We start from the raw sequence: 15,581 nt of genomic DNA on the forward strand, positions 1-15,581 counted from the left end.
CGTTCAATCGATTTGTGACAAGAATATCCATTGTCATCCCCACGAAGAACGCAGGGCCTGAATTTGAGACCACCCTTGCGCGCCTGAGAAGCCAGGAGAGCGATGCCGAGACCGAATTGGTGATCATTGATTCGGGGTCGACAGATTCAACCGTTCCCCTCGCCGAGCGCTTGGGGGCAAACGTGTTGCACGTTCAGCCCAGTTCGTTCAACCACGGAGAGACTCGAAATCGCGCCATTCAGGAAGCGAGCGGAGAAATCATTGTCCTGACCGTTCAGGACGCCGTGGCGGCAGACACACAATGGCTGCGCCGGCTCACGGAGTGGTTCTCAAGCGATGCCCAAGTGGCCGGCTCCTTCGGAATCCAGGTGGCGCGGCCGGACGCCGATTTACTCGCCACCTGGGAAGTCGAGACGCACAATAAGATCTTTAATAAGGGAACCCGGGTCAAATCGCTCTCCTCCTGGGACGACTTCTTGCGTCGGGATTTCATGGGACGCTTTGACCTCGCCCTCTTCGATAACGTGAGTTCAGCCATCCGAAAGTCGGTGTGGCAGCAGATCCCCTTCAGGCCGGCTGAATTCGCCGAAGACATGGAGTGGGCGCTCGAGGTGATGAGGGCGGGTTACCGGATCGTGCACGAGCCCAAGGCGGCGGTGATTCACTCCCACACTCGGCCGGCCCTATACCGGTTGAAGCGGCACTTTGTGACTACCAAGCGAGTGATGCAAGTGCTGGAGTCTGAAGCGGAAGACTATTCACGCTACACGGATGTGACGCTGTTCAATGATATGCTGGCATTCGCTATACAAGTGGAGGAGTTGATCCAACGGGCACAAGACTCCTCGCCGGGGATGACCGTGGAGGTTCCACCACTCGAGTTCCGCCCCCTGAATGCCGTTACTCCCGCGATTGACAAGGAAGGACCGGGAATTGCAGCGGTCTTGAAGAAACTGTTTGGCCGCCTGACATCAGGGCGGGTGGTTGTTCCCCCGGGTGTGCCTGCGAGTGAGGATCCCCTGCGTGGGAGCTTCAACTTTACCATGAAGGAATTGCTGAGGCGGTACCCTTCGTTGAAGCAGGAAGAACTCCAGTTTTTGTTTCTCAATGTGGCAGCACGTGCCGCCGGGGACGTGCTGAGTAAATATTATTATTGGTGCAACAAGAACCAGAAGCTCAGCGAGTCCATGAGAATGCTTGGCGCCAGCCTTTCCCAGGGAATTTAGATATGCCGTTGAAGGCCTCATGAAAATTCTTCAGGTGATTCACCAGTACCTGCCGAAGCATCAAGCTGGAAGCGAGATTTACACCCATTCTCTTTCAAAGGCACTGAAGCAACTCGGACACGAGGTCAGGGTCTTTGCCTTTGAGTATGGAGGCGGGCCCGACGGCGGACAGGCCCGCTGGGAAGAGTATGATTCCATTCCCGTCTACCGTGTTCATCACACTCCGGACGCCTGGGGTCGCCTCTACTGGATCGGACAAGCCGCCTATTCGTTCAAAGACGATTGGGTGGGGATGCGGTTTGGAGAGATGCTTAGGGAGTTTCGACCCGAAATCGTCCATGCTCAGCATTTGCACAATGTCTCCGGAGCCATCGTCCGCCACGCCAAACAGGCCCGAATTCCCGTGGTCATGACCTTGCATGATTATTGGCTCATGTGCCCGAGGATTAACCTGTACGACTACCAGAAACAGATTTGTACACATTCCTATGGCGGGTGGCGTTGTGGGCGCTGTATGGAACTATCCCCCCAGATGGGTCTTGACGCCCGGCTCTCGCACCTTTTTGCCCCGTTGTTTGCCTACCGTCGCCAGTATCTTCGGACGGTGATTCGAGAGATTGATTTGTTTATTTCCCCCTCGAATTTCTTGCGCCAGCATATGATTGAGTTTGGAATCCCTTCACGGAAAATCATCGCCTCCGATAATGGCTACGACGTCACACGATTCCTCGGGTACCAGAAGACTGAATCGTCCCAATTCCGGATCGGTTACATTGGATCCCAAATGGAACACAAGGGGATCCATCTTCTCATTGAGGCCTTCCGTCGACTGGAGGGGAACGCCGTGCTTAAATTCTATGGCGATACTATGGTTCAGCCGGAGTACGGGAGGCGTATCAGGGGGATGGCGCAGGGGGACCCTCGAATCCTCTTCTGCGGCCGGTTCGAGAATGACCGGATCGCCAAAGTACTATCAGAGATCGATGTCCTTGTGATACCCTCGCTGTGGTACGAAAATTCTCCTTTAACCATCCACGAAGCCTCCTTGGCTCGAGTCCCCGTGGTAGCGGCGGGCTTGGGTGGAATGGCCGAGTTTGTTCAGGACGGCGCGAATGGACTTCATTTTGAGTTTGGGAACAGTGAAGACCTCTACCGAAAGCTGTCGATGTTGGAGCAAGATCGGTCTCGGGTGGCCGCCCTCGACCAGTTTCCCGCAGTGAAGACGATTGAGGAGAATGCAGTGGAAATGGAACACCTCTATGAGACGCTTAAACGATCGGTATAATCGGCTGAAGGAGTTGAATGCCCGTTACGTGGACGAGCAGGAGTGCTCCCGCGCGGTGGTGTGTCACGGGCTGCCGGTTCACTTCACGGTCGAGAATACGAATCGCTGCAATCTGCGATGCCCGCACTGCCAGATTCACAGTCCGGAGTACAACTACACTTACGCAAAACGGCATGTGGATATGGAGATGGCCTTGTTTGAAAAGCTGGCTCGAGAGACTTTTCCTTGGGTGAAGCGGGTCTGCCTTTCCGTTTCTGGAGAGGCGATTATGTCGAGAAATTTTGATGCGGTGTGCGATGTGCTGGAGGCTTATGGGGTGGGCCTGGAAATCAATTCGAATGGCACGTTGCTGACAGAAAGGAACGTCCGGAAAATGCTGGGCTTGCTCCAGTGGGTCACAGTCTCCTTTGATGGGTTTCGAAAGGAGACCTTTGAAAAATGGCGCGCTGGGGCGGACTACGATCGAGTGATTGACAATGTCAAATCCCTGAATCGGCTTCGAGAAAGGCTTCCCGTAGGCCTTCGGCCGCATTTGAATTTCACGTATGTTCTCATGCGAGAAAACATCGAGGAATTTCCGGCGTTTGTAGATTTGGCCCACACGCTCCAGGCGGATTCAATTGCCGGAACTCATGTGGTGGTCTTCGACGAACACATGCGTAACCAGTCGTTGATTTATCACAAGGCCTTGGCGAATGAATGCCTGGGGCGAGCCCGAAGGCGGGCTGCCGAGATCGGACTGACTGCTTACCTCCCACCCGAATATGATCTGGCGGATGGCGCAACAGTCAGTCGCCTCCGAGCCGCATCCCGCGCGAGCGGACCCCCGCTGGATTGTTCCTTTCTATGGCGACGGAGTTACCTCGAACTCGATGGGGATGTTCCTACCTGTTGCGTCTCCGGTCGGCCGGTCGTGGATAATCTGAAAGAAAAGAGTTTTTGGGACATCTGGAATGGCCAAAATTACCGCTGGATGCGGGCCAGCCTGGGCAGTCAGAAGAAACTCGCGTGTTGTGCGAACTGCTGCATTGATCCTTTTCATATTCAAAGTGGCACCGAGCGGGCCTTCATTATTCCACAGAACAAAGCGAACAGCCGAAGTCAAGATGAGTTGTTGACGATGGTCCCCGCGGGAGGCCGATCATCATACGATGGTCCGCCGGGTACCGTCCTCCGGGCGAGTCTTTAAGTGTCAAATGTGACCGACCTTGGCGCTCCTCCCATGGGCGCAACTCCTTCTTTCCTCCGAAGAAACCTTTTCAACCGTTCGTTGAGGCCCCCGATTGCCACCCCCGCAGACACCAGGCTGCAAGGCTGCCGAATTGATGGAGGGCTCGGCGGGAAATTGACCCATCCAGATTCGATTCGAGAATCGGCATTTCTCAACTGAGAAGTGCGCCGGCGCCCCTAAAAACGCCAATGGGAGTGTCGGCCATAGTTTCCGGTGGATATCATCCAAGCGACCCCGTGACGAAAGCTGGGGATTTGTCTTTGGATCCTAAGGTTTTTTGGGACGCTACTATCAATGCGAAGTCACTGCCGATGAGGCCGGCGTCTTCGAGAGTGTTTTCGAGGTATGCCAGCACATCAAGCCAGGCCCTGTGTTCCGCTTGCTTCTCATCGAAGTTGCCCGCAATGTTCTCCAATATGAATTGAAGCAGGGTTCCCCCATACGGTTTGAATTCGATGATGCGAAAGAAGCGTTGCAGGAGGGGGAGTATATCGGAGGACCGGACGGCCTCGGAAGGATCGTTGTCATCAAACCAGGAGAGGGGGTGGATTTGATGCCCGCTCTTTATCTCCGTGGTCACCTTTCCTTCACGAATGATCCGGCGTAAATCTTGTGGCAGGATATTCAAGAGATCATTAATCAGCTTTATTTGGATCGGCGGAAGTTGAAATCGCGTGGGACCGATATATTCGTTCAAGATGAAATAGCCTGATGGTTTCAATCCGTTTCGTACTCCTTCAAATACTGCTTCTAAAGCTTGAACATGATGGATGCTCATTGAGGCAAAGACAGCTTCATACCGGTTTATCGGCACCTGTAATTGGTTCAAATCCGCAACCGCATAATTGATCCGAGGGAGAAGGCCTTCAATTTCAGCGGTCTTCCTTGCGGTCTCAATGGCTCCCGAGGAGGCATCATAAGCATCAAAAATAGCGACCGCCCCGGCATGAAGTGCATAACGTTCCAATCCTCCGTCTCCACAGCCCAGCGAGAGAGCACGGTTTACAGGGGTGGGGAAGTATTGTTGGAGGATGTACCTGAACCAGTCGAGCGATTCATCCCCCGTCGTTCTCCGGTTGATATGCCTCTTGATATGTTCATGCTCCATCCAAGCAATGAGGGATCTCTGTTCCAACTCTTCGGGGGATTGATCCCACCATTTTGAGACCTTGCTGAGGGATGAATCATCGCTTTTCATTCTGAACGCTTGCCTCCTCTCTGAGCTTCGGCGGGGCCCGAGGTGAAGTTCAGGCGCGTGAAGAAGCCAGAATCCCTTCTGTCATCTGGGCCCGTCAAATCTTTGTCACCCTGCAGTTTCTATTGAGTCGCACCTAAGAGCTCCACCCGGTTGGGATAGGGCTTTTGTTGAAAGTATCGCGAACAAGAGGACCCTCATGTGGATGATATGGTAAAATCCGCTCGAAGGTCTTTCCTGAGCAAGAAGCATGTGGGATCGCCGACTCTCGCACCTGCTTGGTCCGCTGGCGTTTGCGTGTCCGCTTAGATTCCTGTGGCTCCCCGGTTCGTGGGGGCCTCACAGGGTCGATCGAATGAGCCAGGCAGCGCACCCATGGTCTCCAGCGATCCGAGACAGGATTGCCCCCCGAACCTGAGATGACATTCAAAAAGACTGCGAACCGAAATTATAGCATGTCCACCAGGGCCGTATACCTGTGGGCATTCCTGTTGTGGGTCGCGTTTGCAGCCGTTGATGTCTGGTGGATTCTTTATGACCGACAACCTCAAGGGTGTGATCAGGCGGGTCACCTAATTCGAGCCGCTGCTTTTGCTCATTCGCTCCATCCATTTTCACTCAATGACCTATTAAAATCCTGGAACACTGAGGTCGGCCAGGGCGGAGAGTATACGTATCCGCCGTTGTACCATCTGGTGACCGGAGTTTTCATATGGGTGCTTGGTCGGCCGCCAATTGCGGCGGTGGCGACAAATGAGATCGCTCTGTGGTTTCTCCTGGTCAGCGTAATTCAACTGGGAAGACGTGCCTTTACCCTGTCCGTAGGAGTGGGATCCGCCGTTTTGGTCGCGCTATACGCCACGTTGGCGCAGTTTCGCCACGAGGCCTTCGTTGATTTTGCATTGGTGGGGATCACTTCTTGGAGTGCCTGGCAGCTGGTGAAGACCGAAGCGTTCTCCCGACGTCGAGCTTCGATCGGTGTCGGAATCTCGATTGGCCTGGCTCTCTTGGTGAAACAGGCAGTCGTTATTTTTCTTGCCCCCCCGGCTCTGTATGTGCTGTTTCAACATCGGGGGGACCAGATTCGAAACCGGTGGGTGAACGTACTCTGTGCCGCCGGATCGGGTCTGCTTGTGGCGTCTACCTGGTATGGGCTGCACTGGCGTGCGGTCATGGCGAATCTCGCGCTCAATCAACGGGTGGCCCCCATCGAGGGAGATCCCATGCCGTGGACATTGATTGGGGCGATCTACTATCCCTGGGTCATGAGCTGCATCCAGATCGGGTTCCCGTTGTTTGTCGTCGCCATCGCATCTGCAATGGTTTGGTTATTTAGAAAGAGACAGCAAACAGCAACAACGAACGAGAAACGGCTCTGCCGCGGCGTCATTGTCACTTGGATCGTCGGGAGTCTCCCCGTCTTGACTTTTCTCCTGCTTAATAAAGACATGCGCTATTCCTTGCCAGTTCTCCCGGCCGTCGCCTTGCTAACGTGCAGCCTCTTGACCTGGATCTCGAGACGCCCCATCCGGATCGCAGGGTGGCTCCTGCTGATGCTCTCTGCATTCCCATATTACACGTTCGTAATGTTCGCTTGGCCGCCCATTCGCCAGGAGATTGGATTCTATACAGGACAAACCCACTGGCTGGTCTGGTCAGACAATAACTATTTCGGGATGGGGCCGAAAAAGGAAGACTGGCATATCCCAGAAATGCTGACCCGGATGCGGTTAGAATCGCCTCAGTCGACCCTCCTGAAACCCATCCATATCGCGATACTTCCCTTCCTCCTTCGATTCAATCCAAATTCGGTGACCTTGGAGGCGATTGAACGGGGGATTCCCGCTCAGGTCACCGCGATTGGAAATGACACGCCGGCCCTGACCCCAGAGGATTTGCGTCCTTTTGATTTTCTTCTTGTGAAGACGGGAGATCTGGGTTTGCCCTTTGCAACGGAACGCGCTCAGGAGATCCAGAATCTGGTTTCTCTTCACCCGGACAATTTTGTGCCGCTGGCAACATATGCTTTGCCGGATCATTCCACGGGGACGCTTCTTCGGGTCGTGCGGGAAAAGGAATAGACTCAAACTCTGGAGTGCCTTTTGGCAAGGTGATTCAGCGGATCCATTGGGGAGTCGAGATTGTGCGAATCTGTTACTTAATTCATGTGTTTCCCCCGGAGTCGTGGGGGGGATCGGAAAACTATGTTTTTCGGCTGGCGCAGCAGCTGCGCCTTCAACATGAAATTCGCGTGCTCACTCGAACCCACCGATCGGATGAACCAGAGTATAAGATTTTCCGAGAGAATGTCGACGGTTTGGAGGTGTTTCGGCTCAATAATAATTTTCGGGATGTGGATCGATTCGAACGGATTTACTGGAATCCCAAGGTCGACGAAATCATGGAAACTTTCTTGGGGGAGTGGCGTCCGGATATCATCCACGCCCACCATCTAACATGTCTTTCGACCAATCTCGTCAATATCGCCCATCGACATTCGATCCCCTTCGTCCTCACGCTTCACGATTTCTGGATGATGTGTCTGAGGGGTCAGCGACTGCATCCCACGCTCCGTTTATGCGAGGAAGTCCTTCCTTCGGTGTGTGGCCAATGTGTGAAGCCCTGGATGGATGGGGCGTACGCCAAAGCCATCACGGATCGATTTGGATCCGACAAGGATCAGAGAAATCTTTTAAATCGAGCACGGCGCAAGCTGTTCAAATTCCTGACACGCCCCAACCCATCCCGGGAGATTGAAGCCTTCCATCAACATAGCCGCCGCATCTTGAAGGAAGCGGATCTTCTTATCTCCCCATCCGTATTTCTTCGGGACGAATTTGTGAGGTTCGGCTGTGACCCGGAGAAAATCCTCCTTTCAGACAACGGGATTGATCCCGGCCTCGTCGGCCGCGAGGACTGCCAACCGTCCAGCAAGGTTCGTTTTGGGTTCGTCGGGACACTCATTCCCTCCAAAGGGGTGCATGTGCTGGTGGCGGCATTCAGGCAAATGCCTCCGGGGAGAGCGGAACTCAAGATCTTCGGAGGAGCCGCAGAATTCGAGGGATTTCCGGACTATTTTGAAAATCTGCAACGGCAGGCACAGGGGCTGCCCATCGAGTTCAGAGGGAAATTTGCGAACAAAGAAATAGGGAGGGTTCTTTCAGAGATCGACGTTTTGATCGTCCCATCGATTTGGTTCGAGAACGCTCCGCTCACCATCCGAGAGGCGCTGCTGGCCCAAATCCCTGTCATCACGGCCGACCGCGGGGGGATGGCGGAGTCAGTGCAGGATGGCGTGAATGGGCTGCTGTTTGAGATGGGAAATCCGAAGAGCCTGGCAAACGCCATGCTCCGGCTAGTGGAGGAGCCGGCTCTCCTAGAGGAACTTGGTTCCGCTGAAACGCCGGTTAAGACTATTGCCGACAACGCCCGAGAACTTGAGGAGATTTACGCAAGACTGTGCAAGATGCAGTGACTCCATTGCCGATTAACGGCCCTTTTTTGGCTGACAACGGACACCGTCAAGCCTCCCCCTCAGGAGCGAATCAAGGATGGAATTCTGGCCCAAACAGTCCACCCCCTCCCGTGCCTCCCTATGGCTTTGGATTTCGACCTATCTCGTGGTCCTTCTATACACGGTTGCCTTCAGTAGCCTGATCCTCAAACACAAAGCTCTGCCTTATTTTGATCAAGCCGGCTACATCGCCAAGGTGTACAGAATTTCCGACAAGGTCATGCATGCTGAATCATTCCTTACTCTGGTTAATCCAAACACATATCTGTCCGTCAAACCGCGTCAATTACCGGCCCTGATGCCGTTTCTGGCGGCGGTCATTCTGGGTGGAAGGGCGCATCCGCCCTCAATCGCGCTCTTCTGGTTGGGACTGAGAATCTGCGCGTTAGTCCTTGCATTGCATCTTTTGGCCAGACTCGTCAATTCATCCCGTTTTGTACTGCCTGCCGCGCTGGTGATTCTGGGCGGCTTACCTGCTCTGTGGCTCGAAACAGGGATGTACATGATGGATCAAAATTTCGCATTCTTTGGCTTGTTGACTTTTGCGCTTCTCCTTTGGGACCTGCGCCTTCACATACCTCTTACCGCAGCGATGAGCGTACTCAGCACGCTCATCCTTTGTTTGATCAAGCCGATGGCATTATCGTTTGTTTTTCCCCTGTATTGCATCGTCGGCGTGACCGGTTTGCATACCTTCCGGCGTCTCCTCAGTCGCGGGGAAGCCGCCGTTCTCGATGCCCCCAGTCGTGAAGTGCGGCGCCAGTTCTTGGGGTGGTCGATGTCATACCTTTTTTTAGGCGTTGCGGTCCTCTTCCTTTGGAGATCACCTTACGGTCAGGCCGTCATCAAACAATTTCAGTTGGGCGAGAGGGGGTATTGGCGCTGGAGTTTGAGTACCGAACAATTTCTCATTTACGTAAATATGATTCTCCCGGTGTGGTTATGGGTGCTGGTAGTTTGCAGGGTTATAACGAAGAGGAGCCAATCGCTTCATGGCTGGCTTACTCTCTCGACTGCCGCTTCCTTCTTATGGTGGATGGGTTTCAATCTTTTTTTGACATACACCACAGATCCCAGGATCCTCTATGCCATATGTCCCTTCGTGGTGACAGCGGCTCTCATCATTGTGTGCTGTGATCGAAGATGGACGGCTGTGGCGACCGGCCTGGCGGGCATTTTCTTTGCGATGGGGATTGGACAAGCATACGGTCGCATTCAATTCCCACGCTTTGCGCGCACTTTGCTTTCAGTGGCCCCATTGTCTTTTCAGCAGACTCCCGTAACCGAGGAGGTGGGTTTGCTTCGAGTAGCAAAGGATCTCCAGAGCGAACTCCACGGCGTGCCAGGCTCTCAGAGGGGCGCGGAGGTCATGACGGTCGTCCAGGATGCGTTTATTGAGCCGATGGGACTTGAGCTTGCCATGCGCGAAATCAACCATGATACGTGGTCCGACGTTGCTATTTTGCCGGCGCCATTCACCAGTTCGAATTTTGATCTGACGTCTATTTTCAACGTCCGATGGTTTCTCACAAAAGAAAAAGAAAAGGCCCTCCCTCTGCCGGGTGATATCTGGACCTCGCTCTATGCATTAGACTCCCTCATTACTGATTTGCACAGCCCCCTGCACCCTTTTTTTGAAATCCGGTTTCGGGATGTGGTCAAACAGCCTGGCCTGCAGGATACAGTAACGTTATGGCACTTAAAGGAAATGCCCCCAGCTCAATCTCTCTTGGAGGCCATGCTCTGGGTCAAACCGCAATTTCAGGGAACGCCCGGCGCCTCAGCCCACGAACGGCGGATTAGGTGGCTCGACCGCGCCGTTGTGCAGGGAACATCTGTCGACATGATCGATTCAACAACCGCGCAAGGGATCATCAATTCGAGTGATGTCGCTTTTCATGGCATCAGGTTTGGCGATCAGTTCCTCTTACGAGGAATGCATCTGGAAAGGCTGCCGGAGGGAGTACAGATGGAGTTAGTCTGGGAAGGCCTGAAAGACGAGAAGCTTGAATTCATTAACTTCGTCCACGTTTTGGACAGCTCGGGCAAGATAATCAGCCAAGCGGATTACCCGCAAGATGTTCTACACGCCGAGATCAAGAAAGGTCTGATGTGGCGCGATCGCGTAAAACTTTCCACTCAACAATTGGCAGGTGCACGGCATATTGGGCTGGGGATTTGCCTTCCTCCCGATCCTCCGCTAAGGATCGATCATGGGCCCACTGACTTAGATGGGCATCGCCTCCTGATAGGACTCCGCTAACTGACCATGGGGCGTCAGATTTTCGGCTGTTTCATTCAACTGAGTCGAACTGGGATCGCGCCTAATAGCTTCTCTGCGGATTGACATCACCGGCAATCACATCAATAATACATTATCCTAAGCGTTGTCACTCTGAACTCGCCTTGGACGCCATCACGCTTTACAAGGCATTACCGAAGGGAAACACTTCAGAAGGGTGTGTTGAATGCGAATACTGGTTACCGGCGGAGCTGGTTTTTTGGGATCTCATCTGTGCCAGCGATTGCTCCAGCAGGGAGATGAAGTCATCTGCGTGGACAACCTCTTCACCGGGTCGAAACGCAACATCGAGGGTTTGTTCGTCAATCCTAACTTCGAATTTGTCCGGCACGATATTGTCCATCCGATCCTCCTCGAGGTGGATCGGATTTACAACCTGGCGTGTCCGGCCTCGCCGATTCAATACCAGTACAACGCCATCAAGACGGTGAAGGCGAATGTCGTCGGCACTATGAACATGCTGGGGATGGCCAAGCGGGTCCGGGCTCGCATTCTCCAAGCGTCCACATCGGAAGTGTACGGCGATCCCAATGTGCATCCGCAGCGGGAATCGTACTGGGGACACGTTAATCCCATCGGGATTCGAAGCTGCTATGACGAAGGCAAGCGCGTGGCGGAAACCCTCATGATGGATTATCACCGCCAGAACCACGTGGACATCCGGATTGCACGGATCTTTAACACCTACGGCCCGCGCATGTCGCTGAATGATGGCCGGGTGGTTTCGAACTTCATTGTGCAAGCCCTCCAGAACAAGCCCATCACGGTGTTTGGCTCCGGCTCGCAAACGAGGTCATTTTGCTACGTGGATGATTTGATCGACGCGCTGATCCGCTTCATGGGTTGTGAACACTTCATGGGCCCGGTCAACCTGGGAAACCCGCATGAATTTACGATCCTGGATCTTGCGAAAAAGGTCATCACGCTCACGGGATCACGATCGAAGATTGTGCGCAAACCTCTGCCCCAGGATGATCCACGGCAGCGGTGCCCGGATATCTCGTTGGCCCGCAAGAAACTCCGTTGGAAACCCACCACCTCGCTCAGCGAAGGACTCAAGAAGACGATCGGATACTTCGAAGAGGAGCTGACGAACCTCAACGCAGAGGCGCGGAGAGCGCAGAGGGAAAATAGGTAAAAAGCGAAAACAATTATACGAGTGGGCAAGGGCGGATACGATCCTCTTTAAGCTACAAAGTCCTGGTGATGTGATATGCATATTAGGTTCTGCGTTCTTTGCGCCGCGGCGTTAAATATTTGGGTTCCGTCCACGATATTGAGGACAGGTAGATGAAAAAGGTCTTGGTCACGGGTGGGGGCGGTTATATTGGGAGTCATGTCGTCAAGGCGCTTCTCGAGGCGGGCGACGAGGTGGTCACCTTCGACAACCTGTCGGAAGGACATCGCGAGGCGGTCGTTGGCGGCGATCTGGTCCAGGGCGATCTGAGCGACGGGCCCCTCCTGCAATCACTATTTTCAAAATATGAGTTTGATGCCGTGATGCACTTCGCGGCGAATTGCCGCGTAGGCGAATCGGTGGAGGATCCCGAGAAATACTATAAAAACAACGTCAGCAATCTCCTCAACCTTTTAGCGGTCATGCGAAGGCATCGCGTCAAGCGGATCATTTTCTCATCCACTGCTGCGGTTTATGGAGATCCCGCGGCGACCCCGATTGCAGAGTCCCATCCCCTGAAGCCCATCAACCCTTACGGCTTCACAAAGTTCGTTGTTGAGAACATCTTGGGAGACTACTCACGGGCTTATGGATTGAGATCCGTGTCCCTGCGCTACTTCAATGCCGCAGGTGCCGATCCATCGGGCCGGTTGGGTGAGTCGCATGATCCGGAAACCCATCTCATCCCACGGGTTCTCGCAGTGGCGTCGGGTCGTCTTGCCGAAGTAGAAGTGTTCGGCACGGATTATCCAACGGAGGATGGGACCTGCATCCGCGATTACATCCACGTGAATGACCTTGCCCTGGCCCATCTCGCAGCACTGGAGCATCTCCGCGGGGGGGGCGAGAACCTGATCGTTAATCTGGGGAATAGCCGGGGCTACTCGGTCAAAGAAATCATCCGGGCAGCGGAAGGGATCACTCAGCGGAAAATCCGGGTTGTCCACTCCCCCCGCCGGGCGGGTGACCCTCCAGTCCTGGTGTGCGATAACTCTCAGGCAAGACGGCAACTCCATTGGCAGCCGAAGATCTCCTCCCTGGAAGAGATCATCCAGACCGCATGGAATTGGGAGCAAAATCGGAGATACTGAGGCTGGATGTTATAATGAAGCGGGATACTCTATATTAATGCAGGGTTAATTTGGCAATTCTGAAGTTACTGAGGTCAGAAGTCGGAAATCGGAAGTCAGACATGGCATTGTCGAGCTCTTGAATGCGAAGCCGGTCTACGGCGTCCGGCTTCTGACCTCCGACCTCTGACTTCCGACTTCATTATCCGGAGCGTCGCTTCCTCTGGCTAGAGTTACGGCACGAAAGGTGGACAGTTTGTGTCTTCGAGCAATAATGTCCGCTGCTTGATTCTCGGGGGTGGGGGTTTCATGGGCTCCCATCTGGCCGAGGAGTTGCTGGCAGCGGGATATGTCGTCAGGGTCTTCGATCGCGCCAATCGCGACCGACGCAACTTGGCATCGATTGCGGACCAAATCGAAATTATTGAAGGGGATTTTTCAAACCGGGCCGACCTTCAGGCCGTCGTTTCGGGAATGGATTTCGTGTTCCATCTCGTTGGGACCACCCTTCCCGCCAGTTCCAATTCGAATCCGGCGTATGACATCGAGTCCAATGTCATCGGGTCCGTCCGGCTGTTCGAGCTCTGCCATAAGGAGAAAGTCCGAAAAATTGTATTCGCCTCCTCGGGAGGTACTGTCTATGGAATTCCGCAGCGTCTCCCGATCGATGAATCCCACCCCACCCTTCCCCTGTGTTCCTATGGCATTTCGAAACTGGCCATCGAAAAGTATCTACATCTTTTCTACCATTTGTATGGGATAGATTATGCGATTCTGCGCATCTCTAACCCTTATGGCGAGCGACAAAGGCTCGACGCTTCTCAGGGAGTGATTGCCGTGTTCCTGGGATGCCTGGCCCACCACCTTCCTATTCATCTCTGGGGGGACGGGTCGGTGACTCGCGATTTCCTCTACGTGGGCGATGTGGTCCGTGCCATGCGGTTGGCAATGGAGTATTCCGGTGATCGAAAGATCTTCAACGTTTCGTCGTGCCGCGGGGTCTCAGTGTCAGAACTCCTGGAAATTTTGCTGAGGGTGACAGGAGCCCATCCTGAGATTCTCAGGGAACCGGAACGGTCTTTTGATGTGCCCAAGAATATCCTGGATAATGCGGTGATACGAGAAACCCTGAATTGGACGCCTGAGGTGGACCTGGAGGAGGGGATTCGATGCACCTGGGAGTGGGTGAAGAAGCAGGTGTGAGGTGGTAGGTGATAGGGAATAGGTGGTAGGGGAAGGAAGCCGGAAGCCAGAAGCCAGAGGCCGGAAGCCAGAGGCCGGAAGCCGGAAGCCAGAGGCCGGAAGCCAGAGGCCGGAAGCCAGAAGCCAGAAGCCGGAAGCCAGAAGCCAGAAGCCGGAAGCCAGAAGCCGGAAGCCAGAAGCCGGAAGCCAGAAGCCGGAAGCCAGAAGTCAGAAGTCAGAAGTCAGAAGTCGGAAGTCAGAAGTCAGACCTGAAAAAAGGGGAATTGTAGGCTTTAAACTTTGAACCTTGAACTTGGAACTTTGAACCGGTTTTTTGGACCTTGGACTTTGGACCTTGGACTTTGGACAGTGTTTACTAAACTCTGAACCTTGAATTGGGTCTCTAAAAGAAGCGGGTGAATAGGGTAGTGAGAGAGATTGCAGAAAAAAGGCCGGTCCCTTCCGATGCGGCCTTGCCCGTGAGTTGTCTGGTATGTGGACTTGGGGACTTCGAGCTCACTCTGCAGAAGAATGATTTCGAAATCTTCCGATGCCGGCGGTGCGGATTCGAATGTGTCGCCCCCATGCCCGACGATGACTTCCTTCAGCGGTTCTATGAGCAGCAGGAATATTTTCAGAGTGACGGTGTTTTCGGGTATTCGGATTACGAGTCCAAGCGAGATTTTTATCTGGGTCTTTTCCGCAATCACCTCCGGATCTTGAAGGGCCACAGTGAACCGGGGCGACTGCTCGACCTCGGCTGTGGCAAAGGAGATTTTCTGAGTTTGGCCCGCGAAGCCGGTTGGGAAGTTTATGGGGTGGAGATCTCCGACTCCTGCCGCCGGGAGGCCGAACGTCGAGCAGGAGTTCAGGTTTACTCTTCACCCCATGGTCTATCGGACAAACGCGAGTTTTTTGATGTGATCACCATGTGGGAGGTCATTGAGCATTTGCCGCGGCCCGACACGGTCTTAAACGAAGTTCTGCCCTTGCTGCGCACCGGGGGACTTCTCGCCATGACGACTCCGAACACGCGGAACATGACGACGCTTCGTTCGCCGGCCCGGTGGACGGAGTATAAGCCGCCTGAACATCTGCTCTACTTCGATTTTGACACGATTCACCGCTACCTCTCTGAAAAGTTCAGACTTCAGGTGGTAGAAGTGAAAGGGATTCACCCGGACCTCCGGCTGGCGTCATCGGGCTGGATTGAGGGGATTCTGGGCTGGGCGTCGAGATTGCGCTCCCGCCATAATACCCGTCTCGATCCCCGGTGGTGGATCTATGCGGCGCTCGTCCGGGTGTTCAAGGAAGTGCCGCGCCGATTATCGATGGCGTGGGGAATGCTCGATCCAGAGCTTATTCATACCGGAATCTTTGTGCTGGCCAGGAAATAGAA

11 protein-coding genes are annotated in these 15,581 nt (G+C 54.0%); 10 read left to right on the top strand and 1 reads right to left on the bottom strand.

The window, feature by feature from the left end; translation table 11 throughout:
• The first annotated feature begins 14 nt into the window (after positions 1 to 14).
• From LAO21_18905 to LAO21_18915, 3 genes are read left to right on the top strand one after another with little or no spacing between them, the layout of a single operon-like run.
• The gene (locus LAO21_18905; GenBank protein ID MBZ5554792.1) at positions 15 to 1,226 is read left to right on the top strand and encodes a glycosyltransferase; all 1,212 of its coding nucleotides are present in this window, start codon (positions 15 to 17) and stop codon (positions 1,224 to 1,226) included.
• A gap of 19 nt (positions 1,227 to 1,245) precedes the next feature.
• Positions 1,246 to 2,511: a glycosyltransferase family 4 protein gene (locus tag LAO21_18910; GenBank protein MBZ5554793.1), complete on the top strand. Its 1,266-nt coding sequence runs from the start codon at positions 1,246 to 1,248 to the stop codon at positions 2,509 to 2,511.
• Positions 2,486 to 3,700, top strand: coding sequence for a radical SAM protein (locus LAO21_18915; GenBank protein MBZ5554794.1), 1,215 nt, complete (start codon positions 2,486 to 2,488; stop codon positions 3,698 to 3,700). Before LAO21_18910 ends, LAO21_18915 begins: the two co-directional genes overlap by 26 nt.
• Before the next feature lie 262 nt (positions 3,701 to 3,962).
• On the opposite strand, the gene LAO21_18920 is transcribed toward LAO21_18915, so the two are convergent.
• A complete protein-coding gene (locus LAO21_18920; GenBank protein ID MBZ5554795.1) occupies positions 3,963 to 4,940 on the bottom strand; it encodes a class I SAM-dependent methyltransferase in 978 nt (325 codons plus the stop codon).
• A 452-nt stretch (positions 4,941 to 5,392) separates the two neighbouring features.
• Here LAO21_18920 and LAO21_18925 point away from each other — a divergent pair, with 452 nt between their 5' ends.
• The 7 genes from LAO21_18925 (at position 5,393) to LAO21_18955 (ending at position 15,579) form a co-directional block, all read left to right on the top strand.
• The gene (locus LAO21_18925; protein ID MBZ5554796.1) at positions 5,393 to 7,018 is read left to right on the top strand and encodes a glycosyltransferase family 39 protein; all 1,626 of its coding nucleotides are present in this window, start codon (positions 5,393 to 5,395) and stop codon (positions 7,016 to 7,018) included.
• A gap of 14 nt (positions 7,019 to 7,032) precedes the next feature.
• Positions 7,033 to 8,412, top strand: coding sequence for a glycosyltransferase family 4 protein (locus tag LAO21_18930; protein ID MBZ5554797.1), 1,380 nt, complete (start codon positions 7,033 to 7,035; stop codon positions 8,410 to 8,412).
• A gap of 76 nt (positions 8,413 to 8,488) precedes the next feature.
• Positions 8,489 to 10,714 (top strand): hypothetical protein, encoded by a 2,226-nt coding sequence (locus LAO21_18935; protein MBZ5554798.1) that lies wholly within the window; start codon positions 8,489 to 8,491, stop codon positions 10,712 to 10,714.
• Positions 10,715 to 10,919: 205 nt separating this feature from the next.
• On the top strand, positions 10,920 to 11,891 hold the full coding sequence (locus tag LAO21_18940; GenBank protein MBZ5554799.1) for an SDR family oxidoreductase: 972 nt from the start codon (positions 10,920 to 10,922) through the stop codon (positions 11,889 to 11,891).
• A 152-nt stretch (positions 11,892 to 12,043) separates the two neighbouring features.
• Positions 12,044 to 13,021, top strand: a complete 978-nt coding sequence (galE, locus tag LAO21_18945) for a UDP-glucose 4-epimerase GalE (GenBank protein MBZ5554800.1) — start codon at positions 12,044 to 12,046, stop codon at positions 13,019 to 13,021.
• A 288-nt stretch (positions 13,022 to 13,309) separates the two neighbouring features.
• Entirely contained in the window at positions 13,310 to 14,203 is an 894-nt protein-coding gene (locus LAO21_18950; GenBank protein ID MBZ5554801.1) for an NAD-dependent epimerase/dehydratase family protein, read from the top strand.
• 563 nt (positions 14,204 to 14,766) lie between these two features.
• The gene (locus tag LAO21_18955) at positions 14,767 to 15,579 is read left to right on the top strand and encodes a class I SAM-dependent methyltransferase (protein ID MBZ5554802.1); all 813 of its coding nucleotides are present in this window, start codon (positions 14,767 to 14,769) and stop codon (positions 15,577 to 15,579) included.
• Positions 15,580 to 15,581 lie beyond the last annotated feature (2 nt).

The organism is Terriglobia bacterium (assembly GCA_020073085.1).
Lineage (GTDB): Bacteria > Acidobacteriota > Terriglobia > JAIQFV01 > JAIQFV01 > JAIQFV01.